Below are 22435 nucleotides of genomic sequence, written 5' to 3' on the forward strand. Positions count from 1 at the left end.
AAAATGTTACCATTAAAAGAATTTGTACAAAAGCGTTACAATAAAACTATTGCAGAATGTAGCAATGAAGAGCTTTACCTTGCTCTTCTCAACTACAGCAAGCTTGCTAGCAGCCAAAAACCAGTCAACACTGGTAAGAAGAAAGTTTACTACATCTCAGCTGAGTTCTTGATTGGTAAACTCTTGTCAAACAACTTGATCAACCTTGGTCTTTACGACGATGTGAAAAAAGAACTTGCTGATGCCGGTAAAGAGTTGATCGAAATCGAAGAAGTAGAATTGGAACCATCACTTGGTAACGGTGGTTTGGGACGTTTGGCAGCCTGCTTTATCGACTCAATCGCTACACTTGGTTTGAATGGTGACGGCGTTGGTTTGAACTACCACTTCGGTCTTTTCCAACAAGTTCTTAAAAATAACCAACAAGAAACAATTCCAAATGCTTGGTTGACTGAGCAAAACTGGTTGGTACGCTCAAGCCGTAGCTACCAAGTGCCATTCGCACATTTCACATTGACATCTACCCTTTACGATATCGATGTACCTGGTTACAAGACAGCAACAAAGAACCGCTTGCGTTTGTTTGACTTGGATTCAGTTGATTCTTCTATCATCGAAGATGGTATCAACTTTGACAAGACAGATATCGCTCGCAACTTGACTCTCTTCCTTTACCCAGACGATAGCGACAAGCAAGGTGAATTGCTCCGTATCTTCCAACAATACTTCATGGTTTCAAACGGTGCGCAATTGATCATCGATGAAGCAATCGAAAAAGGAAGCAACTTGCATGACCTTGCAGACTACGCAGTTGTACAAATCAATGATACTCACCCATCAATGGTGATCCCTGAATTGATCCGTCTTTTGACTGCACGTGGTATCGAACTTGACGAAGCAATCTCTATCGTTCGTAGCATGACTGCCTATACTAACCACACAATCCTTGCTGAAGCCCTTGAAAAATGGCCTCTTGAATTCTTGCAAGAAGTGGTTCCTCACTTGGTACCAATCATCAAAGAATTGGACCGTCGTGTGAAAGCAGAATACAAAGACCCAGCTGTTCAAATCATTGATGAAAACGACCGTGTACACATGGCTCACATGGATATCCACTACGGATACAGTGTTAACGGGGTAGCAGCCCTCCACACTGAGATCTTGAAGAACTCAGAGTTGAAAGCTTTCTACGACATCTACCCAGAAAAATTCAACAACAAAACAAACGGTATCACATTCCGTCGTTGGCTCATGCATGCCAACCCAAGACTGTCTCACTACTTGGATGAGATTATTGGACATGGTTGGCACCATGAAGCAGATGAGCTTGAAAAACTCTTGTCATACGAAGACAAGGCTGCTGTTAAAGAAAAATTGGAAAGCATCAAGGCTCACAACAAACGTAAATTGGCTCGTCACTTGAAAGATCACCAAGGTGTGGAAATCAATACAAACTCTATCTTTGATATCCAAATCAAACGTCTTCACGAGTACAAACGCCAACAGATGAACGCTTTGTATGTGATTCACAAATACCTTGATATTAAGGCTGGTAACATCCCTGCTCGTCCAATCACAGTCTTCTTTGGTGGTAAAGCAGCTCCTGCCTACACAATCGCCCAAGACATCATTCACTTGATCCTTTGCTTGTCAGAAGTGATTGCAAATGATCCAGAAGTAGCTCCACACTTGCAAGTGGTTATGGTTGAAAACTACAACGTTACTGCAGCAAGCTTCCTTATCCCAGCATGTGACATCTCAGAACAAATCTCACTTGCTTCTAAAGAAGCTTCAGGTACTGGTAACATGAAATTCATGTTGAACGGAGCTTTGACTCTTGGTACTATGGACGGAGCTAACGTGGAAATCGCTGAGTTGGTTGGCGACGAAAACATCTACATCTTTGGTGAAGATTCAGAAACTGTTATCGACCTTTACGCAAAAGCAGCTTACAAATCAAGCGAATTCTACGCTCGTAAAGCCATCAAACCATTGGTTGACTTCATCGTGAGTGACGCTGTTCTTGCAGTAGGTAAGAAAGAGCGCTTGGAACGTCTTTACAATGAATTGATCAACAAAGACTGGTTCATGACTCTCCTTGACTTGGAAGACTACATCAAAGTGAAAGAGCAAATGCTTGCTGACTACGAAGACCGCGACGCATGGTTGGATAAAGTCATCGTTAACATTGCCAAAGCAGGATTCTTCTCATCTGACCGTACAATCGCTCAGTACAACGAAGATATCTGGCACTTGAACTAAGATACAAAATTTATACTAATCACTTTGTAAAAAAAGCGAATTTCAATTGAAATTCGCTTTTTTGAATGATGTGGATTTTAGCCAATCAGGTCTAAAAAGAGATAAATCATAGATACGTTGAAGTTTTAGAAATACTGCTTTTTACTGTATTTCAGTCTCATGATTCTTCGTAGTTGATGGCCTCGTATTTCTTGTATCCGCTTATAATTTGTATCATAATAGCATTGTGGTGAAGAAAGAAGGTGTTTATATGTGGAAAAAATATTTTTCAAAATATAAATGGACTGATTTATTCTGGATACTATTTGTGATTGTGACATGCCTCTTGACGGGCAATAATACTCTTTTTCCCCTTACCCATCAAGATATCTCTTATCATGGCTGCTATTTGGGGATTACACTTGCCTCATTTCACTTATTATTCATTGATAAATTTGTCATTTCGAATCGAAGATAAATGGAGAGGTTAAAATTTTTTCCACTTTTCGGATAGACAGTTGAAGAATCGCGATTTAAACCCACACCTCAAGAAGAGGTGCGGGTTTTTGTCTTATCTGAAAGTTTTAATTACAGTGCTTTCCCAACTAGAATCTCTGCTTCAATGGTAATCTCTGTCAGTTGGCTCCAGTCAATCTTGGTATGGTCAACGTGAAAGAGTAAGGGCGTCATGGCAAGCAGGGCTTGGCGTTGCTCAGCCGAGATAGGTTTTGTTAAGGAAGCAATCTGACTAGATTGGATGCTGAAATGTTCCTGGAAATGTTCTTTGATATCTTGGTTGGAATAATCCTTCTTTGTCAGCTGGTCCTGCACCATTTGACGGATTTCTTTGAGGTGATTTTCGGTTGGGATGACCTTGATCAAAATACCGTCTTTGGATAAAACGCGACGGAATTCCCCATAGTTGGCAGGCGAGAAGATATCAAGCAGGATATCCATGCTGGCGTCTTTTATAGGAAGACGAGCCAGGTCGCCGACAAACCAGTTGACCGCCCAGTTTGGTTCGCTCTTGGCAGCGATTTGAACGGAATCTTTTGAAATATCAAAGGCGTAAAAGGTTTTGTCAGAGTGACTTTCTTGGAGCTTGCGAGAGTAGAAGCCTTCGCCACAACCGATATCCAAGACTGTTTTTGCGGATGGTTTAGTGGCTAGTAAGTCGGAGATACCTTCTAAGATAGCCTGATAAAAGCCAGCCTCTAGGATTTCTTGGCGGTTTTGAAAGTTTTCCTTGTCGTAGTTGGCAGATTGCTTGATTTGAGGAGCCAAGTTGACATAGCCAAATTTTGCCAAGTCAAAAGAATGACGATTGCTACACTTGAGACTGCTCTCTACTAAGGTTAGATTTTCTTGGCAGATAGGACAGGCAAAGGCAGTCGCAGCAGCGAAGCGCTGAAGTTTGGGTTTGAGATTTGTATTCATAGTTTAAGTGTATCAAAAGAGGCAAGTGAAAGCAACTTTAGGAGCAAGTAGATGGGAGATTCAGTAGAAATAAAACTAATTCTCCAATTTATAAAATGAAATTGCTTTTATATCTAAATTGCTATATAATAATGATAAGGAGGAAATAAGTATGTTAAAAGAAGTATTAACCGTTGCAAAAGTTGCGAAAAAATCTTCATTATTTTTGGGTGGTGTCGCATTTGGTACCCTTGGTTTGAAAATCTTAGCAAGTAAGGAAGCTAAAAAAGGTTATTCTAAAGCTTTGGCTAAGGCTTACAAGTTGAAAGACGAGCTAGATGCATCTGTTTCTGTTGTGAAACAACATGGAGACGATGTTTTGCAAGATGCTAAATATTTGTATGAGCAAGAGAAAAAAGAAGAGCAATTAGATAGCCTTATAGGAGAATAATATGTCTTTTAAAGTGCTATATAGAGGATATCAACATATCCGACTATCATCTTCTTTTTCACTTACCTTGGATATTCAAGACTATCTTCGTTCCTTGGCGAGAGATGAGAAGGGAATTGAGTCTATCCAGTTTTACATGGATCAACAGCACTTTACCCTACGTATAAAAGAAGGCTTCTCTGTATTAGACAATGCAGAAGCCTTTTTAAAAAGGATTGATAAAGGGAAAGTTTCTGAGTTGATGACTCTTCCTGTTCGTAGAGAAGAGAGTGCCTATTCTATCGTTTCAGGTGCAGCGATTAAGCGTGTGCTTTTTCGTAGTCTTGTGCCGTCTCCTATTCGCTATATATGGACTTGTTATCAGGCTTTTGGATATGTTAAAGAAGCCTATCAAACACTAGCGCGTAAGGAACTAACGATGGAAGTCTTGGACTGTTCGGCTATTTTATTGTCTTTGTTTATGAACCAATCCAAGACTGCCAGCAACATCATGTTTATGCTTGATTTGGGGAATCATTTAGATCAGTGGTCCTTGAAAAAAACTGCAACAGATTTAGAACAGAGTCTTCTTGCAAAAGAGAGCGATGTATTCTTAGTACAGGGCGATACGGTCGTTAGTATCAAGAGTTCCGATGTTCAAATAGGAGATGTCTTGGTCCTATCTCAAGGAAATGAAATTCTGTTTGATGGACAAGTAGTTTCAGGTTTAGGTATGGTCAACGAAAGTTCCTTGACGGGAGAGAGTTTTCCAGTTGAAAAAAGAGAGTCTGATTCGGTTTGTGCAAACACAGTCTTGGAAACTGGGGAGCTACGCATTCGTGTAACCGATAATCAGATGAACAGCCGTATTTTACAGCTGATTGAGTTGATGAAGAAATCTGAAGAAAACAAGAAAACTAAACAACGCTATTTCATCAAGATGGCGGACAAGGTCGTCAAATATAATTTCTTGGGGGCTGGTCTGACTTACTTATTAACAGGTTCTTTTTCTAAGGCTATTTCATTCCTATTGGTTGATTTCTCCTGCGCTTTGAAAATCTCTACTCCTGTAGCTTATTTGACAGCTATCAAAGAGGGGTTGAACCGTGAAATGGTGATTAAGGATGGGGATGTTCTAGAGAAATATCTGGAAGTTGATACTTTCTTGTTTGATAAGACAGGAACAATCACAACTAGCTATCCTATAGTTGAAAAGGTGTTACCTTTTGGGGACTATAGCGAGGAAGATATTCTCAGAATCAGTGCCTGTCTTGAGGAACACATTTATCATCCTATTGCTAATGCCATTGTCAAACAAGCCGAGATAGAGGGGATTGAACATGAGGAAATGCATGGGAAACTCCAATATATCGCAAGTAAGGGAATCAAATCCCATATAGATGGCCAACCAGTTGTTATTGGAAATTATGTCTTGATGCAGGATGAGCAGATTCATATTAGTTTGGAACAACATGCTTTGATTGAAGAGTACAAGAATCACTACAATCTCTTATTCTTAGCCTACCAGAATGAATTGATTGGAATGTTCTGCATTCATACTCCTTTGAGAAAAGAAGCAAAAGCAGCCTTGGAGAAACTTAAGGCACAAGGGAAAAAATTGATTCTGGCAACAGGGGACACCTTGGTTAGAACAGAGGAATTAGTCAAAGATTTGCCCTTTGATCAGGTCTATACAGACTTGAAACCTGATGGGAAATTTGAGTTAGTAGAGGAACTGCAGAAAGTAGGTCACACTATTTTGATGGTTGGAGATGGATTGAATGACTCAGCGGCTCTAACCCTATCAGATATCGGTGTGGTGATGAATGAAAGCGCAGATATTTCTAAGCAGATGAGTGATATCTTATTGTTAGATAATCGCTTGGATTTCTTCCAAGAGTTGGATTCGCTATCATCATCTTTGCAAATACTCATCAAGAAGAATATTCAAGATACCGTTGTCGTAAATAGTAGTTTGATTGGCTTTGGCTTGTTTAATTGGCTCAGTCCTTCAAATCTCTCTATCTTACATAATCTAACAACCTTGCGCATTGTCTTGCGTAGTCTGTCTATTAAAAATAGATAGATGAGAGTTATTAACAGCAAAAAGGAGTTACCTTTCTCGAAGTTAACTCCTTTGTTTATAGATAAATGTTGAACAGTTTAGTAAGTCAATACAAAGTATTTTTTCTTACCACGACGGATAACAGTGAGTTCGTTCTCTAACTTATCTGCGTCATTCAAGACATAGTCAAGGTCTTGGATACGATCACCGTTGACGTAGATAGCTCCATTTTGAACATCCTCGCGGGCTTGACGTTTTGAATTAACCACACCAGAAGATACGAGGAGTTCTACGATGTTGTGATTTTCGTCTGCCTGTACTTGGTAGTTTGGCACTCCACGAAGTCCTTGTTTGAGTTCTTTGACAGAAAGGTTTTTGATGTTTCCAGCAAAGAGTTGCTCAGTGATGTTGAGGGCTTCTTTGTAGGCTTCTTCTCCGTGGACAAGAGTCACGACTTCACGAGCCAAGACTTTTTGAGCCAAGCGTTCATGAGGAGCAGCCTCAAACTGCTTGCGGATGTCTTCAATCTCATCTAGTGACAAGAAAGTAAAGATTTTCAAGAAGCGAACAGCGTCAGCGTCCATGACATTCATCCAGAATTGGTACATTTCGTATGGAGAAGTCTTTTCAGGGTTGAGCCAAACAGCGTTTCCTTCTGATTTACCAAATTTCTTACCAGTTGCATCTGTAATGAGTGGAACAGTGATAACGTGACCAGTCTTGTCAGCCTTACGACGAAGCAATTCGGTACCTGCGGTCATATTTCCCCACTGGTCAGAACCACCGATTTGTAGTGTTACGTTGTGCTCTTGGTTAAGGACGTAGAAGTCGTACCCTTGCATGATTTGGTAGGCAAACTCAGTGTAAGAAATCCCTGTTTCGATCCGTTTCTTCACAGACTCCTTGCTCATCATGTAGTTGACGGTAAAGTATTTTCCGACATCACGGAGGAAGTCAATGAAGCTGATGCTGCCAAACCAGTCGTAGTTGTTGACCATGACAGCTTTATTTTCACCGTTTTCAAAGTCAAGAAAGCGAGAAAGTTGTCCTTGGATAGACTTGACCCAGCCATCCACTGTGTCTTTTGTTTGGAGACTACGCTCAGCATCTTTGAAGGACGGATCTCCGATGAGACCTGTAGCACCGCCAACGAGCGCATAAGGTTTGTGACCTGCTAACTGCAAGCGACGACTGGTTAAGATTGCGACAAGGTGGCCTAGGTGAAGGCTGTCAGCAGTTGGATCATAGCCGGTATAATAAGAAACTTGACCTTCTTCTAGGGCTTTGCGCAAAGCTTCTTCATCAGTCGTTTGAAAAATCAAACCACGCTCTTTTAGCTCATCAAAAATGTGCATGTGTCTTTTCTCCTTTATAAAATATTGTTTCTACCTATTGTATCACAAACTTGATTAATAGCCTAGTAGAATAGGGAAGAAAGTGGCTATTTTATTGAAAGTTTCCCTTTTATGGTATAATAGAGAAAGCGAGGACATTCATGAAAGAAAGAATTAATGAATTAAAAACAAAAATGCTGCATTTTTTCCAGCAGCTAATGCAACGAATTGCAAAATGGAAGAAAAGACTAGCAGAAAAACTGGCTAATAAGAAAACCGGTAAAAAGGGGACCTCTTCTGACAAAGTTGGAAGGGCAGGATCTAATTTTGCTAAGGTTTTGAGTGGGTTTAAAATAGTTTTTAATACTCTCTTTATCCTAGGTTTTATCGGTGGACTGTTTGGTGCTGGGGTGGCTATGGGTTATGGAGTCGCTCTATTTGACAAGGCCCAGGTACCTCAAGCAGAAGAGTTGGTCAAGCAAGTGAAGGATATTGCCTCTATCTCAGAAATCACTTATTCTGACGGCAGTACCATTGCCTCGATCGAGGGCGATTTGTTGCGCACTTCAGTCGCTTCAGATGCTATCTCAGACAATCTTAAGAAGGCTATCATTGCGACAGAGGACGAGAATTTCAACGAGCACAAGGGAGTCGTGCCAAAGGCCGTTATTCGTGCGACTCTGGGAACCTTTGTCGGTTTGGGATCGTCTAGTGGTGGTTCGACCTTGACTCAGCAGGTCATCAAGCAACAAGTAGTGGGGGACGCTCCCACTCTAGCTCGTAAGGCCAAAGAAATTATTGATGCCTTGGCTTTAGAACGGGCTATGGGTAAGGATGAGATTTTAACAACCTACCTCAACATTGCTCCTTTTGGTCGCAATCATAAAGGCCAAAATATTGCAGGTGCCCAGCAGGCTGCAGAAGGGATCTTTGGGGTTAAGGCTTCGGATTTAACGGTCCCTCAAGCAGCCTTTATCGCAGGATTGCCACAGAGCCCAATTAGTTACTCCCCTTATGAATCTGACGGTAGTATGAAGAGCGAGGAGGATTTGGCTCTGGGGATCAAACGGGCTAGAGATGTTCTCTATAATATGTACCGGACAGGGGCTCTAAGTCAGGAAGATTACGATAAGTACAAAGATTATGACTTTAAGAAAGATTTCCTACCATCAGGTAGTGTTAGTGGTACTTCACGTGACTATCTCTACTTCGCAACCTTGGCAGAAGCCACTGATCGGATGTATGACTACCTGATTCAGAGAGATAATGTTTCTGTACAAGAGCAAAAGAATGAATCCGTCCAGAAAGCTTATCGTGATTTAGCGACTAAGGAAATTGAAAATGGTGGATATAAGATCACGACGACTATCAATAAAAATATTCATGCTGCGATGCAAAATGCGGTGGCAACCTACGGCTATCTGCTAGATGATTCGACAGGACAGCCTGAGGTGGGGAATGTCCTCATGGACAACCAAACAGGAGCTATTCTTGGATTTGTCGGTGGTCGCAATTATCAAAAAAATCAGAATAACCATGCTATCGATACAAAACGTTCCCCTGCCTCAACTACTAAGCCGATATTGGCTTACAGTATTGCTATTGACCAAGGTCTGATGGGAAGTGCAAGTATCTTATCAAACTATCCGACCAACTTTTCAAACGGCAATCCTATCATGTATGTCAATAGTCCTGGTACAGGGATGATGACGTTAGGGGAGGCCCTCAACTACTCATGGAATATTCCAGCCTACTGGACTTATCGTACACTTCGAGAGAAGGGGGTTGATGTCAAAGGGTATATGGAAAAAATGGGTTACGAAATCCCAGAATATGGTATTGAGAGTTTACCGATGGGCGGAGGAATTGACGTTACAGTTGCTCAGCATACTAACGGATATCAGACTCTGGCCAACAACGGAGTTTACCATAAGAAACATATGATCGCGAAGATCGAGTCAACAGATGGTCGAGTGGTATACGAGCACAAGGATAAACCTGTCCAAGTTTACTCAAAAGCGACAGCGACCATCATGCAAAGTTTGCTTCGCGATGTTATTTCATCTCGGATTACCACAAGTTTCCAGACAGACTTGGCTACCATCAATCCAAGCCTCGCTAGCGCCGACTGGATTGGAAAAACTGGTACAACCAATGAAGATGAAAATATGTGGCTTATGCTTTCTACGCCTCGCTTGACCTTGGGTGGCTGGCTAGGTCACGATGACAACCGCCCGCTAGCCAAAGGGGCGGGCCACTACCGCAATGCCAACTATATGGCCCACTTGGTTAATGCTATTCAACAAGCAAAACCTGGCATTTGGGGGAATGAGCGCTTTAATCTTGACTCAAGTGTGACCAAGTCACAAGTTCTCAAGTCGACAGGGGAGAAGCCGGGCAAGGTTTCAATTAATGGCAAAGAAGTTAACGTTTCCGGTTCTACCGTAACAAGTTACTGGGCTACTAAAGAAGGGGCGCCAGTAACCGCCTACCGCTTCGCTATTGGAGGAAGCGATGCAGATTATCAGAATGCTTGGAAGAATATTCTAGGAAGCATTCCTGCAGTAACTCCTCCAAGCTCAAGTAGCGGTTCGGGAACAACAAGTTCGAGTGGAAATACTCAGAGTGGCTCTTCAGGACGTTCACGTCTATTTAATCGTTAAGATAGAGTAGCAGCACGGTTATCTTAATTTTGACCTTGTTGCTACTTTTTTCTTTGTTGGTTTCGTGTTACAATAATAATATGAATCATTATCAGAAAAAGATTGTTAAGGGAACATTATATTCGCTACTCTCAGGCCTAATCTGGGGGATCTGTGGGATTTTAGGAGAGTATTTTTTCACTCATTATCCAGTGTCTTCTGGATGGATTACTTCTATGCGTTTACTGGTAGCGGGGAGTTTGGTTTTAGGCTTATCGGCCTTTCAGTTGCGCACTCGATTATTGGACATCTGGCGTGATAAGAAAAATTATCTACCTTTTTTAGCCTATGCTATTCTAGGTATTTTTTCTGTGCAGTTTTTCTTCTATCTCTGCGTTGAGTATTCCAATGCGACGACGGCGACCATTTTGCAATTTATCAGCCCAGTTTTTATCCTGTTTTACAATCGCATTGTCTACCAGAAAAAGGCTTCGATTACAGCGATTCTCTATGTTTTGATTGCCATGCTAGGTGTTTTTTTGATGGCCACAAAAGGGGACTTGTCCCAGTTATCCATGACGCCCTTGGCTCTAGTGACTGGTTTGCTCAGTGCGGTAGGGGTCATGTTTAATGTCATCCTTCCCCAACGATTTGCCCGCCACTATGGATTTGTCCCTACTGTTGGTTGGGGGATGATTCTGGCAGGGCTCTTTAGTAATTTCCTTTACCCTATCTATCAGATAAGCTTTCAAATGGATCTGGTAAGCGTGCTGATTTGTCTGATGATTGCCGTGTTTGGAACTGCTTTTGCTTTCTTCCTATCTATGAAGGCTGTGTCACTCGTTTCCCCGCTGGTTGTATCGGTGGTGAGTGCTAGCGAACCGCTCTCTTCAGCTTTATTAAGTGTTCTTTTTTTGGGATTGGTCATGGATGGTTTTTTGGCCTTAGCTATGGTGTTGATTATCGTTCCGATGATTTTTTTATCTGTAGAGGAAGCAAAACAAGCCCAGTAAAGATGATTATTTGATAGTTGAGGCTTCAAATTTGAGGCCTTTTTTGGTAGAATAGGTATCATTATAACGAACCAGGAGGCACCTATGACTGCTACAAAAATGAACGCTCAAGAAATTATCCAATTTATCGCCAATGCTGAAAAGAAAACCAGTGTCAAAGTAACCTTTGAAGGGGAACTCGCAACTGCTGTACCAAGCTCTGTTGTCAAACTAGGGAATGTTTTATTCGGAGACTGGAAGGACGTGGCTCCGCTTCTTGAAGGTTTAGTAGAAAATCAAGATTATGTTGTCGAGCAAGATGCTCGTAATTCTGCAGTTCCTTTGCTAGACAAACGTGCTATCAATGCTCGTATCGAGCCAGGTGCTATTATCCGTGACCAGGTGGAAATTGGTGATAATGCTGTTATCATGATGGGAGCTGTTATCAATATCGGTGCTGAAATCGGTTCTGGAACCATGATTGACATGGGTGCCATCCTTGGAGGTCGTGCTATCGTTGGGAAAAACAGTCACGTTGGTGCAGGTGCAGTTTTGGCGGGTGTGATTGAGCCAGCTAGCGCTGAGCCAGTCCGTGTTGGAGACAATGTTCTTATCGGTGCCAATGCAGTGGTTATCGAAGGGGTCCAAATCGGCAGTGGTTCAGTTGTTGCAGCAGGAGCTATTGTTACCCAAGATGTTCCAGAAAACGTTGTAGTAGCAGGTGTTCCGGCTCGTATCATTAAAGAGATCGATGCCCAAACCCAACAAAAAACAGCGCTTGAGGATGCGCTTCGTACCTTGTAATTGTAAAAGTAAAAAAGAGGCGGAACCCTTTTTCCAGCCTCTTTCTTCTATCAAAAGGAGGATCGATAGATGTTAGATTTGATTCAGACTAGACGAGATTTACACCAGATTCCAGAGATTGGCTTGGAGGAGTTTAAGACTCAGGCTTATTTGCTGGATGTGATTGAAAAATTGACTACGGGCAAGGATTTTGTTCAAATTCGTACTTGGCGGACAGGTATTCTGGTTTATTTGCAGGGAAGTCAGCCGGAACGAACCATTGGTTGGCGAACAGACATTGATGGCCTGCCTATTGTCGAACAAACAGGTCTACCTTTTGCTTCTCAACACCAAGGTCGAATGCATGCCTGTGGCCATGATTTTCATATGACCATTGCCTTGGGCTGTCTCGAGCGTGCTCTTGAGGAGCAACCCAAGAATAATCTGCTTTTTCTGTTTCAACCTGCTGAAGAAAATGAAGCTGGTGGTATGCTCATGTATGAGGATGGTGCTTTTGGAGATTGGTTGCCAGACCAGTTTTATGGTCTCCATGTTCGTCCGGATTTGAAAGTCGGCCAGATTGCGACCAACACCCATACGCTCTTTGCAGGGACTTGTGAGGTGAAGATTCGTTTCAAAGGAAAAGGTGGGCACGCAGCCTTCCCGCATGAAGCCAATGACGCCTTGGTGGCGGCTAGTTACTTTGTAACCCAGGTGCAGTCAGTTGTCAGCCGCAATGTCAATCCAATCGAGGGAGCGGTGGTGACCTTTGGCCTTTTCCAAGCTGGAACAACCAACAATGTCATTACAGACACAGCATTTTTACACGGAACCATTCGCGCCTTGACTCAGGAAATGAGCCTCTTGGTACAAAAAAGAGTCAAGACAGTTGCAGAAGGGGTTGCAGCAGCCTTTGATATGGAAGTCGAAGTGGAACTCAAGCAAGGAGGCTACCTACCTGTTGAGAACAATCCAGCCTTGGCGCGTGAACTGATGGACTTTTTTGAAGAGAAAGACGGAATCGAGTTGATTGATATCGAGCCTGCTATGACTGGTGAGGACTTTGGTTATCTCCTTTCGAAGGTAGATGGCGTTATGTTCTGGCTAGGCATCGATAGTCCCTACGCCCTTCATCACCCTCAGATGAGCCCTAAGGAAGAAGCCTTAGCCATTGGGGTAGATGCGGTCTCTAGTTTCCTGAAAAAGAAGGCAGCAGAGTAGAGGAATTGTCTATGAAAGCAGAACTACGCAAGAAAATTTTGCAAGAAATGAAGGCTCTTTCTCAGGAGCAAAAACAGGCTATGGATCGAGCTTTAACCGAGCGTTTTTTACAACATCCCTTTTACCAAGAAGCTAAGGTCATCGCAACCTATCTCTCCTTCCCTCATGAATTTCAAACGCAAGAACTGATCGAGCGGGCGCTGAAGGACGGCAAGAAGGTCCTGATACCCAAAACCTATCCCAAGGGGCGCATGGAGTTTGTGGTATATGATCCGAAGCAGTTGGCAAAAACTTCCTTTGGTTTACTGGAACCGCAAGGAGACTTGGAAGTGGTGGAACCGTCTCAGATTGATTTAATTCATGTTCCGGGCTTGGCTTTTACAACAGAGGGTTATCGGATCGGATATGGCGGAGGTTATTATGACCGCTATCTGGAACATTTTGCTGGGCATACCATGAGTACAATCCACCCTTGTCAGGTTCAGGAGTTTAACTTGGAAGACCATGATATCCCCGTCCAGGAGGTGCTAATCTATGAAGGAAATCTTTGATAAACGTTATCCTGTGACTAGTTTTTTTCTCCTAGTGACTGGCTTTGTATTTCTACTGATGCTGATTACTACGGGTATCAACTTTGATCAAGTCAAAACTCTGTTTCAGTTTGGAGCTATGTATGGACCGATCATTCGCCTGTTCCCAGAGCAGATTTGGCGCCTATTTTCGGCTATATTTGTGCACATTGGATGGGAGCATTTCATTGTCAATATGATTTCACTCTACTTTCTTGGACAACAGGTGGAGGAGATTTTCGGCTCTAAGCAGTTTTTCTTTCTCTATCTCTTATCAGGAATGATGGGCAACCTCTTTGTGTTTGCTTTCACACCGAAAGTTGTAGCAGCAGGGGCCTCCACTTCTCTTTACGGACTATTTGCTGCGATTATCGTTTTGCGCTATGCGACTCGCAGCCCCTATATCCAGCAGTTAGGGCAATCCTACCTGACGCTTTTCGTGATCAATATCATTGGAAGTATTCTGATTCCAGGAATCAGCCTAGCAGGGCATATTGGTGGCGCAGTAGGCGGTGCTTTTCTAGCAGTCATTTTTCCAGTTAAATGGGAGAGAAGGATGTACAGTACCAGCCAGCGAATCGGAGCAACCGTACTTTTTATCGCACTAGCCGTTTTCCTATGCTATAAGGGAATGAGCTATGTGTAGAGGGAATAGTTAAAAGCGAGCACCGATTCGGTTGCCAATAAGTCATCTGCAAAGATGGCTTTTTTATTGCAAGCTTCAACAAAAAAAAGCCCTTATTTAAGAGCTTTGTTTTTCTTCTATTTCCCCTCAGCTAACTCTTTCCCAAGTTGGATGAGGTAGTCTTTCAAGTCGTCTTTGACTTGTGGGTGTTTGAGAGCGTAGTCGATGGAGGTTTTCATAAAGCCAAACTTGTCCCCGACATCGTAACGAGCCCCTTTGAACTCACGAGCAAATACACGTTGTGTTTTATTGAGGGTGTCGATTGCATCCGTCAGCTGAATTTCATTTCCAGCACCTGGTTTTTGTTGTTCTAGAATTTGGAAAATCTCAGGCGTGAGAAGGTAGCGTCCAATAATAGCAAGGTCGCTAGGAGCGTCCTCTGGAGCTGGCTTTTCAACGAAAGTTTCAACACTGTAAAGGCCGTCTTTTCCTTCGCCTTGCGGAGCAATAACCCCGTAAGCAGAGACTTCGTCGTGAGGGACTGGCATAACAGCGATAGTAGACGCGTGAGTACGCTCGTAGTCATCCATGAGTTGTTTGGTGAGCGGAACAGCCTTTTCATTAGTGATATCCATCAAGTCATCCCCAAGCATCACGACAAAAGGTTCATTTCCGACGAAAGCCTTGGCTTGTAAAACAGCATCGCCGAGACCACGTGGATGAGTTTGGCGGATAAAATGCAGACGCATGCCAGTTGTTTCATCAACTAGCTTCAGAAGATCTGTTTTCCCTTTTTCTTTGAGGTTGTATTCCAATTCGAAGTTTGAGTCGAAGTGGTCCTCGATGGAACGTTTTGACTTACCAGTAACAACCAAGATATCTTCGATTCCAGATTTGAGGGCTTCTTCAACGATAAATTGGATGGTAGGTTTGTCTACGATTGGCAACATTTCCTTGGCCAAGGCCTTAGTTGCAGGGAGGAAACGAGTTCCCAATCCAGCGGCAGGGATGACTGCTTTTCTGACTTTTTGTTTCATAATGTTCCTTTCTATAAGGGTCTAAGACCATTCGTTTTCTGCTTTAAATTCATTGCTCATGATGTCAGTGATTGCTTCTTTGATATTGTCACCTTCATAGATGACTCGGTAAATAGCTTGTGTGATTGGCATGTAGACACCCAATTCCTGAGCCAGTTCGTAAGCCGCTCGAGTTGTTGAGATTCCTTCGATAACCATGCCCATGTTTGCTTCGATGTCTGCGAGGGATTCTCCACGACCGAGAGCATCACCTGCCCTCCAGTTACGAGAGTGGACAGATGTTCCCGTTACGATCAAATCCCCAACTCCAGAAAGCCCGCTATAAGTCAGAGGGTTAGCTCCAAGAGCGACCCCTAGACGGGTGATTTCAGCCAAGCCACGGGCAATGATAGCCGCCTTGGCATTGTCGCCAAAGCCTAGTCCATGTAGTGCCCCAGCTCCAACTGCGATGATGTTTTTGAGAGCACCAGCGGTTTCAACCCCGATAACATCCGTATTAGTATAGAGACGGAAGTAGTGATTGCTAAAGAGATTTTGAACGTACTGGGCAGTTTCGAGGTCTTTAGAGGCTGCAGTGATCAAGGTAATATCCCGAACAATCGTTTCCTCAGCGTGGCTAGGTCCTGAAACAACGACGACTTCACTACGAAGGTCAGCTGGGATTTCCTCTTCAAGAATAGTTGATAGACGTTTGTGGCTATCTGGTTCCAATCCTTTGGAGGCATGCATGATGACAACCTTGTGATCGAGTACCTTTGCTACTTGTTGGGCAACCAGTCTCGTTACTTTTGTTGGGACAACAAATAAAACAGCATCCACATCCCTTAGTGTTTCTTCCAAGTCATGATAGGCTTTGATCTTTTCGTCGAGTAGGATATCTTTGAAGTATCGTTTATTTGTATGCTGGTTATTGATTTCATCGATCTGGTCGGGAATATTTCCCCAAATCCGAACCTCGTGTCCATTGTCGTTTAGGACCTGCGAAAGGGCAGTTCCCCAAGAACCAGGACCCAAGACAGCGATGGTTTGTTTCTTCATCTTTTCCTCCTTGTAAGAGTTCTTCTTTTCATTTTACCATAAAAAGCCTTTTCATGCATTACTTGCGAGTGAAAGCGCACTAATTTGTAATAAGAAAACGCCTTTGACAAGATTCCTCTTTTTTGCTAGAATAGCATCAACATGAAAGAATGAGAGGAGCTGGCGAATTTCGTCACTCCCTTTTGTCTATCTGATTAAGGAGGAAGTATGCTAATTGAAAAAATTAAAGCCTATAAATGGCAAGCCTTGGCATCCTTTGTGATGACAGGCTTGATGGTTGCAAGCTCGCTCTTGCAACCTCGCTATTTGCAGGAGGTTTTAGATGCTCTACTGGCTGGCCGACATGAGGTTATTTATAGTATTGGGGCATGGTTGATAGGAGTAGCCCTCGTGGGTCTGGTTGCAGGTGGTGTCAATGTTATTCTTGCAGCCTATATCGCTCAGGGAGTATCTTCGGATCTTCGAGAAGATGCTTTTCGTAAGATCCAAACCTTTTCTTATGCCAACATTGAGCGGTTTAATGCTGGGAATCTGGTTGTCCGCATGACCAATGATATCAACCAAATTCAGAACATGGTGATGATGGTTTTCCAAATCCTTTTCCGTCTTCCTTTGCTTTTTATCGGTTCCTTTATCTTAGCGGTTCACACCCTGCCTTCGCTTTGGTGGGTAATTGTCCTTATGGTAGTGCTGATTTTTGCGCTTACAGGTATCATGATGGGGATGATGGGGCCGCGCTTCGCCAAGTTTCAAACTCTTCTTGAACGAATTAATGCCATCGCCAAGGAAAATCTACGTGGTGTGCGTGTGGTCAAATCCTTTGTGCAGGAAAAAGAGCAATTTGACAAGTTTACTGAGGTCTCAGATGAGCTTCTGGGACAAAATATTTATATTGGCTATGCCTTTTCAGTAGTGGAACCTTTTATGATGCTCATTGGGTACGGAGCGGTTTTCCTCTCCATCTGGTTAGTTGCGGGAATGGCTCAGTCGGATCCGTCAGTCGTTGGTTCTATTGCTTCCTTTGTTAACTACCTCAGTCAGATTATCTTTACAATCGTCATGGTTGGATTCTTAGGGAATTCTGTCAGTCGGGCTATGATTTCGATGATGCGTATCCGTGAGGTTCTAGATACCGAACCAGTGATGACTTTTAAGGATCTTCCAGATGAGGATCTAGAAGGAAGTCTCTCTTTTGAAAATGTGACCTTCACTTATCCTACTGATGAAGAGCCCATGCTTAAGAATGTAAGTTTTGAAGTTGCACCAGGTCAGATGGTCGGTGTGGTGGGGGCGACTGGGGCAGGTAAGTCCACCCTTGCCCAGCTAATTCCACGACTTTTTGATCCACAGGAGGGTTCTATCAAGATTGGTGGCAAGGACATTCGAGATGTCAGCGAGGGAACCTTGCGTAAAACGGTCTCCATCGTCTTGCAAAGAGCTATTCTCTTTAGTGGGACCATTGCAGATAATCTTCGTCAAGGAAAAGGCAATGCCAGCGTATCCGAGCTTGAACGTGCGGCGCGTATTGCCCAAGCCAGTGAATTTATTGGACGCATGGAAAACAAATTTGAGAGTCAGGTCGAAGAACGTGGCACCAACTTTTCTGGTGGACAAAAACAACGGATGTCGATTGCTCGTGGGATTGTCAGCAATCCCCGTATCCTGATTTTTGACGATTCGACTTCGGCCTTGGATGCTAAGTCAGAGAGACTCGTTCAGGAGGCTTTGAACAAAGACCTGAAAGGGACAACAACGATTATCATCGCTCAAAAGATCAGTTCAGTCGTCCATGCAGACAAGATTTTGGTCTTGGACCAAGGACGCTTGATTGGAGAAGGAAGGCATGCAGACTTGGTAGCTAACAATGCCGTCTACCGCGAAATCTACGAAACACAAAAGGGAAAGGAGGAATAAAATGAAAACCGTTCGATTTTTCTGGAATTATTTTAAAGTTTACAAGCTCTCCTTTGTCATTGTGATTCTGATGGTTGCAGTTGCGACGATTGCCCAAGCCCTCTTTCCAGTTTTTTCAGGTCAAGCAGTGACCGAACTTGCTAATCTAGTCCTAGCCTATCAAAATGGCACTTCAGAACTAGCCTGGCAGAGTTTGTCAGCTCTGATGCTGAATCTAGCCATGGTTGTGCTGGTCTTGGTTGTGTCCAGTTTGATTTACATGATTTTGATGACCCGTATTATTTCTGAGTCAACTAATGAGATGCGTAAGGGCCTCTTTGGCAAGCTTTCGCGTCTGACTGTTTCTTTCTTTGACCGCCATCAAGATGGCGATATCCTTTCACGCTTCACTAGTGACTTGGACAATATCCTTCAGGCTTTCAATGAAAGCCTAGTTCAGGTCATGAGCAATATTGCTCTTTACATCGGCTTGATTTTTGTCATGTTTTCAAGAAATGTGACACTAGCCCTGATAACAGTAGCCAGCACCCCAGTTGCTTTTCTCATGTTGGTCTTCATAGTGAAAATGGCCCGCAAGTACACCAATCTCCAGCAAAAAGAGGTTGGGAAACTCAACGCCTACATGGACGAAAGCATTTCAGGGCAGAAAGCTGTTATTGTACAAGGAATTCAAAACGACATCGTAGCAGGCTTTGTGGAGCGAAATGAGCGCGTGCGCAAGGCAACCTTTAAAGGAAGAATGTTCTCAGGCATCCTCTTTCCAGTTATGAATGGGATGAGTTTGGTCAATACGGCCATCGTTATTTTTGCAGGTTCTGCGGTCTTGCTGAACGATCCAAGTATCGAAACAACGACAGCCCTAGGTTTGATCGTCATGTTTACCCAATTTTCTCAGCAGTACTACCAGCCGATTATCCAGGTGGCTGCTAGCTGGGGGAGCCTCCAGTTGGCCTTTACAGGAGCCGATCGTATCCAAGAAATGTTCGATGCAGAAGAAGAGATTCGCCCGCAAAATGCACCAGCCTTCACGGAATTGCGAGAAGGTGTTGAAATCAGTCACATTGATTTCTCTTATGTGCCAGATAAGCCGATTTTAAAAGATGTTAGCATTTCAGCTCCTAAGGGGCAGATGATAGCAGTTGTCGGTCCGACTGGTTCGGGGAAAACAACCATCATGAACCTCATCAATCGTTTCTACGATGTGGATGCAGGTAGCATTTGTTTTGATGGCAAAGATATCCGGGACTACGACTTGGACAGTCTGCGGAGCAAGGTCGGGATTGTCCTTCAGGATTCGGTCTTGTTTAGTGGAACAATCCGAGACAATATCCGCTTCGGTGTGCCAGATGCCAGTCAGGAAATGGTCGAAGCAGCTGCTAAGGCAACTCATATTCATGACTACATCGAAAGCTTGCCTGATAAGTATGATACCCTTATTGATGATGAGCAAAATATCTTTTCAACTGGTCAGAAACAATTGATTTCCATTGCTCGGACCTTGATGACAGATCCCCAAGTTTTAATCTTAGATGAAGCGACTTCCAATGTCGATACCGTAACAGAAAGCAAGATCCAGCATGCCATGGAGGCAGTTGTAGCAGGACGAACCAGTTTTGTGATTGCCCATCGTCTCAAGACCATCCTCAATGCCGATCAGATTATTGTCCTAAAAGATGGAGAGGTTATTGAACGTGGAAATCATCACGAGTTGCTCAAGCTCGGCGGCTTCTACTCAGAACTGTATCACAATCAATTTGTCTTCGAATAAAGAAGTTGTCCTCTTGGGCAGCTTTTTCTTATCCATAAAAAATACTTATCACGGTCTTTAAAAAAACATATTAGACAGGAAAGGGTTGGAGTGATAAGATAAGACTGTCGCAAGAAAATCGAAAGGAGACACATTATGGCTAGAACGGTTGTAGGAGTTGCTGCAAATCTATGTCCTGTAGATGCAGAAGGAAAAAACATTCACTCATCTGTATCCTGTAAATTTGCAGAGAGCATTCGTCAAGTCGGAGGTCTCCCTTTAGTGATTCCTGTAGGAGATGAGTCCATTGTGCGCGATTATGTGGAAATGATTGACAAACTCATCTTGACAGGTGGGCAAAATGTCCATCCTCAGTTTTATGGAGAGAAAAAGACCATTGAGAGCGACGATTACAATCTAGTCCGTGATGAATTTGAATTGGCACTCTTGAGAGAAGCACTTCATCAGAATAAGCCCATTTTGGCAATCTGCCGTGGGGTTCAGCTGGTCAATGTTGCTTTTGGCGGCACTCTTCACCAAGAAATTGAAGGTCACTGGCAAGGTTTGCCTTTTGGAACCTCTCATTCTATTGAGACAGTGGAAGGAAGCGTGGTGGCCAAGTTGTTTGGCAAAGAAAGTCAAGTCAATTCAGTCCATCGTCAAAGTATCAAAGATCTGGCACCTAATTTCCGTGTGACAGCGGTGGATCCTCGAGACCAGACTATTGAAGCGATTGAGTCTATCGACGAGCACAGTATCATCGGTTTGCAGTGGCATCCAGAGTTTCTGGTCAATGAAGAAGACGGCAATTTAGAACTATTTGAGTATTTATTAAATGAATTGTAACGGTTAGAGACTCTAGCCGTTTTTATTCGTTCTTTCAGATTTTTTATATTTTAGCAAATTTACGCAAACGTTTGAATTCTGATAAAAATTGGGCAAATTCAATAAAAAAGCTTGAAAAAATCGAAGGTAAGCGTTATGATAGAAAAGAAGAAATTTTGGAGGATTATCATGTCACATATTAAATTTGATTATTCAAAAGTTTTAGACAAATTTGTTGCCCCACATGAAGTGGAATACATGCAATCACAAGTAACAGCAGCAGACGAATTGATCCGTAAAGGAACTGGTGCTGGTAGTGACTTTTTGGGTTGGTTGGACCTTCCTGAAAATTACGACCGCGAAGAATTCGACCGCATCTTGAAAGCTGCTGAGCAAATCAAATCAGACAGCGATGTTTTGGTTGTAATCGGTATCGGTGGATCTTACCTTGGTGCCAAAGCGGCTATTGACTTCTTGAACCACCACTTTGCTAACTTGCAAACAAAAGAAGAACGCAAAGCTCCACAAATCCTTTACGCAGGGAATTCAATCTCATCTACTTACCTTGCTGACTTGGTAGAGTACGTAGCTGACAAAGACTTCTCAGTAAACGTGATTTCTAAATCAGGTACAACAACAGAACCAGCGATTGCTTTCCGAGTCTTCAAAGAACTCTTGGTTAAGAAATACGGTCAAGAAGAAGCTAACAAACGTATCTACGCTACAACTGACCGCCAAAAAGGTGCTGTTAAGGTTGAAGCAGACGCTAACGGTTGGGAAACATTCGTAGTTCCAGATGACATCGGTGGACGTTTCTCAGTATTAACAGCAGTTGGTTTGCTTCCAATCGCTGCATCAGGAGCTGACATCAAAGCCCTTATGGAAGGTGCGAATGCAGCTCGTAAAGACTACACTTCAGATAAAATTTCAGAAAACGAAGCTTACCAATACGCAGCCGTTCGTAACATCCTTTACCGCAAAGGCTATGCAACTGAAATCTTGGTAAACTATGAGCCATCACTTCAATACTTCTCAGAATGGTGGAAACAATTGGCTGGTGAATCAGAAGGGAAAGACCAAAAAGGTATTTACCCAACTTCAGCAAACTTCTCAACTGACTTGCACTCATTGGGTCAATTTATCCAAGAAGGAACTCGTATCATGTTTGAAACAGTTGTCCGTGTTGACAAACCACGTAAGAACGTGATCATTCCTACTTTGGAAGAAGACCTTGACGGACTTGGTTACCTTCAAGGAAAAGACGTTGACTTTGTAAACAAAAAAGCAACTGACGGTGTTCTTCTTGCCCACACTGACGGTGATGTGCCAAACATGTACGTGACTCTTCCAGAGCAAGACGCTTTCACTCTTGGTTACACTATCTACTTCTTCGAATTGGCAATTGCCCTTTCAGGTTACTTGAATGCCATCAACCCATTTGACCAACCAGGTGTTGAAGCATACAAACGCAACATGTTTGCCCTTCTTGGAAAACCAGGATTTGAAGAATTGAGCAAAGAGCTTAACGCACGTCTATAATAGAAGAAAAGAGTGGC

The 22435-nt window shown here is 43.0% G+C and carries 18 protein-coding genes; 14 read left to right on the forward strand and 4 right to left on the reverse strand.

What is annotated here, in order from left to right; translation table 11 throughout:
• Positions 1 to 3: 3 nt before the first annotated feature.
• Together glgP and FQT28_RS10030 are read left to right on the forward strand one after the other, a co-directional pair.
• A complete protein-coding gene (glgP, locus tag FQT28_RS00700) occupies positions 4 to 2262 on the forward strand; it encodes a glycogen/starch/alpha-glucan family phosphorylase (RefSeq protein WP_143989105.1) in 2259 nt (752 codons plus the stop codon).
• A gap of 250 nt (positions 2263 to 2512) precedes the next feature.
• A complete protein-coding gene (locus FQT28_RS10030; RefSeq protein ID WP_143990046.1) occupies positions 2513 to 2719 on the forward strand; it encodes a hypothetical protein in 207 nt (68 codons plus the stop codon).
• A 110-nt stretch (positions 2720 to 2829) separates the two neighbouring features.
• On the opposite strand, the gene FQT28_RS00710 is transcribed toward FQT28_RS10030, so the two are convergent.
• Positions 2830 to 3678 carry a putative RNA methyltransferase gene (locus FQT28_RS00710; protein ID WP_143989106.1) on the reverse strand — a complete coding sequence of 283 codons (849 nt, stop codon included), beginning with the start codon at positions 3676 to 3678 and terminating at the stop codon, positions 2830 to 2832.
• Positions 3679 to 3829: 151 nt separating this feature from the next.
• On the opposite strand from FQT28_RS00710, the gene FQT28_RS00715 reads away from it, so the two are divergent.
• Both FQT28_RS00715 and FQT28_RS00720 read left to right on the forward strand, forming a co-directional pair.
• Positions 3830 to 4108: a DUF6110 family protein gene (locus tag FQT28_RS00715; protein WP_000910909.1), complete on the forward strand. Its 279-nt coding sequence runs from the start codon at positions 3830 to 3832 to the stop codon at positions 4106 to 4108.
• Between the two features lies 1 nt (position 4109).
• On the forward strand, positions 4110 to 6173 hold the full coding sequence (locus FQT28_RS00720) for a heavy metal translocating P-type ATPase (protein WP_143989107.1): 2064 nt from the start codon (positions 4110 to 4112) through the stop codon (positions 6171 to 6173).
• 77 nt (positions 6174 to 6250) lie between these two features.
• Here the strand turns inward: FQT28_RS00720 and tyrS are convergent, their stop codons facing one another.
• The gene (gene tyrS, locus FQT28_RS00725) at positions 6251 to 7507 is read right to left on the reverse strand and encodes a tyrosine--tRNA ligase (RefSeq protein ID WP_084874244.1); all 1257 of its coding nucleotides are present in this window, start codon (positions 7505 to 7507) and stop codon (positions 6251 to 6253) included.
• A gap of 140 nt (positions 7508 to 7647) precedes the next feature.
• Here tyrS and pbp1b point away from each other — a divergent pair, with 140 nt between their 5' ends.
• The 6 genes from pbp1b (at position 7648) to FQT28_RS00755 (ending at position 14339) form a co-directional block, all read left to right on the forward strand.
• Positions 7648 to 10149 carry a penicillin-binding protein PBP1B gene (gene pbp1b, locus FQT28_RS00730; RefSeq protein WP_143989108.1) on the forward strand — a complete coding sequence of 834 codons (2502 nt, stop codon included), beginning with the start codon at positions 7648 to 7650 and terminating at the stop codon, positions 10147 to 10149.
• Positions 10150 to 10229: 80 nt separating this feature from the next.
• Positions 10230 to 11141 carry a DMT family transporter gene (locus tag FQT28_RS00735; RefSeq protein WP_143989109.1) on the forward strand — a complete coding sequence of 304 codons (912 nt, stop codon included), beginning with the start codon at positions 10230 to 10232 and terminating at the stop codon, positions 11139 to 11141.
• An 84-nt stretch (positions 11142 to 11225) separates the two neighbouring features.
• Positions 11226 to 11924: a 2,3,4,5-tetrahydropyridine-2,6-dicarboxylate N-acetyltransferase gene (dapD, locus tag FQT28_RS00740; protein WP_049478396.1), complete on the forward strand. Its 699-nt coding sequence runs from the start codon at positions 11226 to 11228 to the stop codon at positions 11922 to 11924.
• A 69-nt stretch (positions 11925 to 11993) separates the two neighbouring features.
• Positions 11994 to 13124, forward strand: coding sequence for an N-acetyldiaminopimelate deacetylase (locus FQT28_RS00745; protein WP_143989110.1), 1131 nt, complete (start codon positions 11994 to 11996; stop codon positions 13122 to 13124).
• Between the two features lie 11 nt (positions 13125 to 13135).
• On the forward strand, positions 13136 to 13675 hold the full coding sequence (locus FQT28_RS00750; protein ID WP_143989111.1) for a 5-formyltetrahydrofolate cyclo-ligase: 540 nt from the start codon (positions 13136 to 13138) through the stop codon (positions 13673 to 13675).
• Positions 13659 to 14339, forward strand: coding sequence for a rhomboid family intramembrane serine protease (locus FQT28_RS00755; protein WP_143989112.1), 681 nt, complete (start codon positions 13659 to 13661; stop codon positions 14337 to 14339). Before FQT28_RS00750 ends, FQT28_RS00755 begins: the two co-directional genes overlap by 17 nt.
• Positions 14340 to 14455: 116 nt before the next feature.
• On the opposite strand, the gene galU is transcribed toward FQT28_RS00755, so the two are convergent.
• Together galU and FQT28_RS00765 are read right to left on the reverse strand one after the other, a co-directional pair.
• Complete coding sequence (gene galU, locus FQT28_RS00760; protein WP_084947361.1) at positions 14456 to 15355, reverse strand: UTP--glucose-1-phosphate uridylyltransferase GalU; 900 nt, start codon at positions 15353 to 15355, stop codon at positions 14456 to 14458.
• 21 nt (positions 15356 to 15376) lie between these two features.
• On the reverse strand, positions 15377 to 16393 hold the full coding sequence (locus FQT28_RS00765) for an NAD(P)H-dependent glycerol-3-phosphate dehydrogenase (protein ID WP_143989113.1): 1017 nt from the start codon (positions 16391 to 16393) through the stop codon (positions 15377 to 15379).
• 207 nt (positions 16394 to 16600) lie between these two features.
• On the opposite strand from FQT28_RS00765, the gene FQT28_RS00770 reads away from it, so the two are divergent.
• The 4 genes from FQT28_RS00770 to FQT28_RS00785 all read left to right on the forward strand — a co-directional run bounded on the left by FQT28_RS00770 (position 16601) and on the right by FQT28_RS00785 (position 22418).
• Positions 16601 to 18307 carry an ABC transporter ATP-binding protein gene (locus FQT28_RS00770; protein ID WP_143989114.1) on the forward strand — a complete coding sequence of 569 codons (1707 nt, stop codon included), beginning with the start codon at positions 16601 to 16603 and terminating at the stop codon, positions 18305 to 18307.
• 1 nt (position 18308) lies between these two features.
• On the forward strand, positions 18309 to 20075 hold the full coding sequence (locus tag FQT28_RS00775; RefSeq protein WP_143989115.1) for an ABC transporter ATP-binding protein: 1767 nt from the start codon (positions 18309 to 18311) through the stop codon (positions 20073 to 20075).
• A gap of 135 nt (positions 20076 to 20210) precedes the next feature.
• The gene (locus tag FQT28_RS00780) at positions 20211 to 20900 is read left to right on the forward strand and encodes a gamma-glutamyl-gamma-aminobutyrate hydrolase family protein (RefSeq protein WP_143989116.1); all 690 of its coding nucleotides are present in this window, start codon (positions 20211 to 20213) and stop codon (positions 20898 to 20900) included.
• 168 nt (positions 20901 to 21068) lie between these two features.
• Complete coding sequence (locus tag FQT28_RS00785; protein WP_000018269.1) at positions 21069 to 22418, forward strand: glucose-6-phosphate isomerase; 1350 nt, start codon at positions 21069 to 21071, stop codon at positions 22416 to 22418.
• Positions 22419 to 22435: the final 17 nt, after the last annotated feature.

Source organism: Streptococcus oralis, assembly GCF_901543815.1.
GTDB lineage: Bacteria > Bacillota > Bacilli > Lactobacillales > Streptococcaceae > Streptococcus > Streptococcus oralis_CM.

Excerpts from the sequence above, each read along its gene's own strand:
- glgP (WP_143989105.1), top strand. The coding sequence starts at position 4 with ATGTTACCATTAAAAGAATTTGTACAAAAGCGTTACAATAAAACTATT.
- FQT28_RS10030 (WP_143990046.1), top strand. The coding sequence starts at position 2,513 with ATGTGGAAAAAATATTTTTCAAAATATAAATGGACTGATTTATTCTGG.
- FQT28_RS00710 (WP_143989106.1), bottom strand. The coding sequence starts at position 3,678 with ATGAATACAAATCTCAAACCCAAACTTCAGCGCTTCGCTGCTGCGACT.
- FQT28_RS00715 (WP_000910909.1), top strand. The coding sequence starts at position 3,830 with ATGTTAAAAGAAGTATTAACCGTTGCAAAAGTTGCGAAAAAATCTTCA.
- FQT28_RS00720 (WP_143989107.1), top strand. The coding sequence starts at position 4,110 with ATGTCTTTTAAAGTGCTATATAGAGGATATCAACATATCCGACTATCA.
- tyrS (WP_084874244.1), bottom strand. The coding sequence starts at position 7,507 with ATGCACATTTTTGATGAGCTAAAAGAGCGTGGTTTGATTTTTCAAACG.
- pbp1b (WP_143989108.1), top strand. The coding sequence starts at position 7,648 with ATGAAAGAAAGAATTAATGAATTAAAAACAAAAATGCTGCATTTTTTC.
- FQT28_RS00735 (WP_143989109.1), top strand. The coding sequence starts at position 10,230 with ATGAATCATTATCAGAAAAAGATTGTTAAGGGAACATTATATTCGCTA.
- dapD (WP_049478396.1), top strand. The coding sequence starts at position 11,226 with ATGACTGCTACAAAAATGAACGCTCAAGAAATTATCCAATTTATCGCC.
- FQT28_RS00745 (WP_143989110.1), top strand. The coding sequence starts at position 11,994 with ATGTTAGATTTGATTCAGACTAGACGAGATTTACACCAGATTCCAGAG.
- FQT28_RS00750 (WP_143989111.1), top strand. The coding sequence starts at position 13,136 with ATGAAAGCAGAACTACGCAAGAAAATTTTGCAAGAAATGAAGGCTCTT.
- FQT28_RS00755 (WP_143989112.1), top strand. The coding sequence starts at position 13,659 with ATGAAGGAAATCTTTGATAAACGTTATCCTGTGACTAGTTTTTTTCTC.
- galU (WP_084947361.1), bottom strand. The coding sequence starts at position 15,355 with ATGAAACAAAAAGTCAGAAAAGCAGTCATCCCTGCCGCTGGATTGGGA.
- FQT28_RS00765 (WP_143989113.1), bottom strand. The coding sequence starts at position 16,393 with ATGAAGAAACAAACCATCGCTGTCTTGGGTCCTGGTTCTTGGGGAACT.
- FQT28_RS00770 (WP_143989114.1), top strand. The coding sequence starts at position 16,601 with ATGCTAATTGAAAAAATTAAAGCCTATAAATGGCAAGCCTTGGCATCC.
- FQT28_RS00775 (WP_143989115.1), top strand. The coding sequence starts at position 18,309 with ATGAAAACCGTTCGATTTTTCTGGAATTATTTTAAAGTTTACAAGCTC.
- FQT28_RS00780 (WP_143989116.1), top strand. The coding sequence starts at position 20,211 with ATGGCTAGAACGGTTGTAGGAGTTGCTGCAAATCTATGTCCTGTAGAT.
- FQT28_RS00785 (WP_000018269.1), top strand. The coding sequence starts at position 21,069 with ATGTCACATATTAAATTTGATTATTCAAAAGTTTTAGACAAATTTGTT.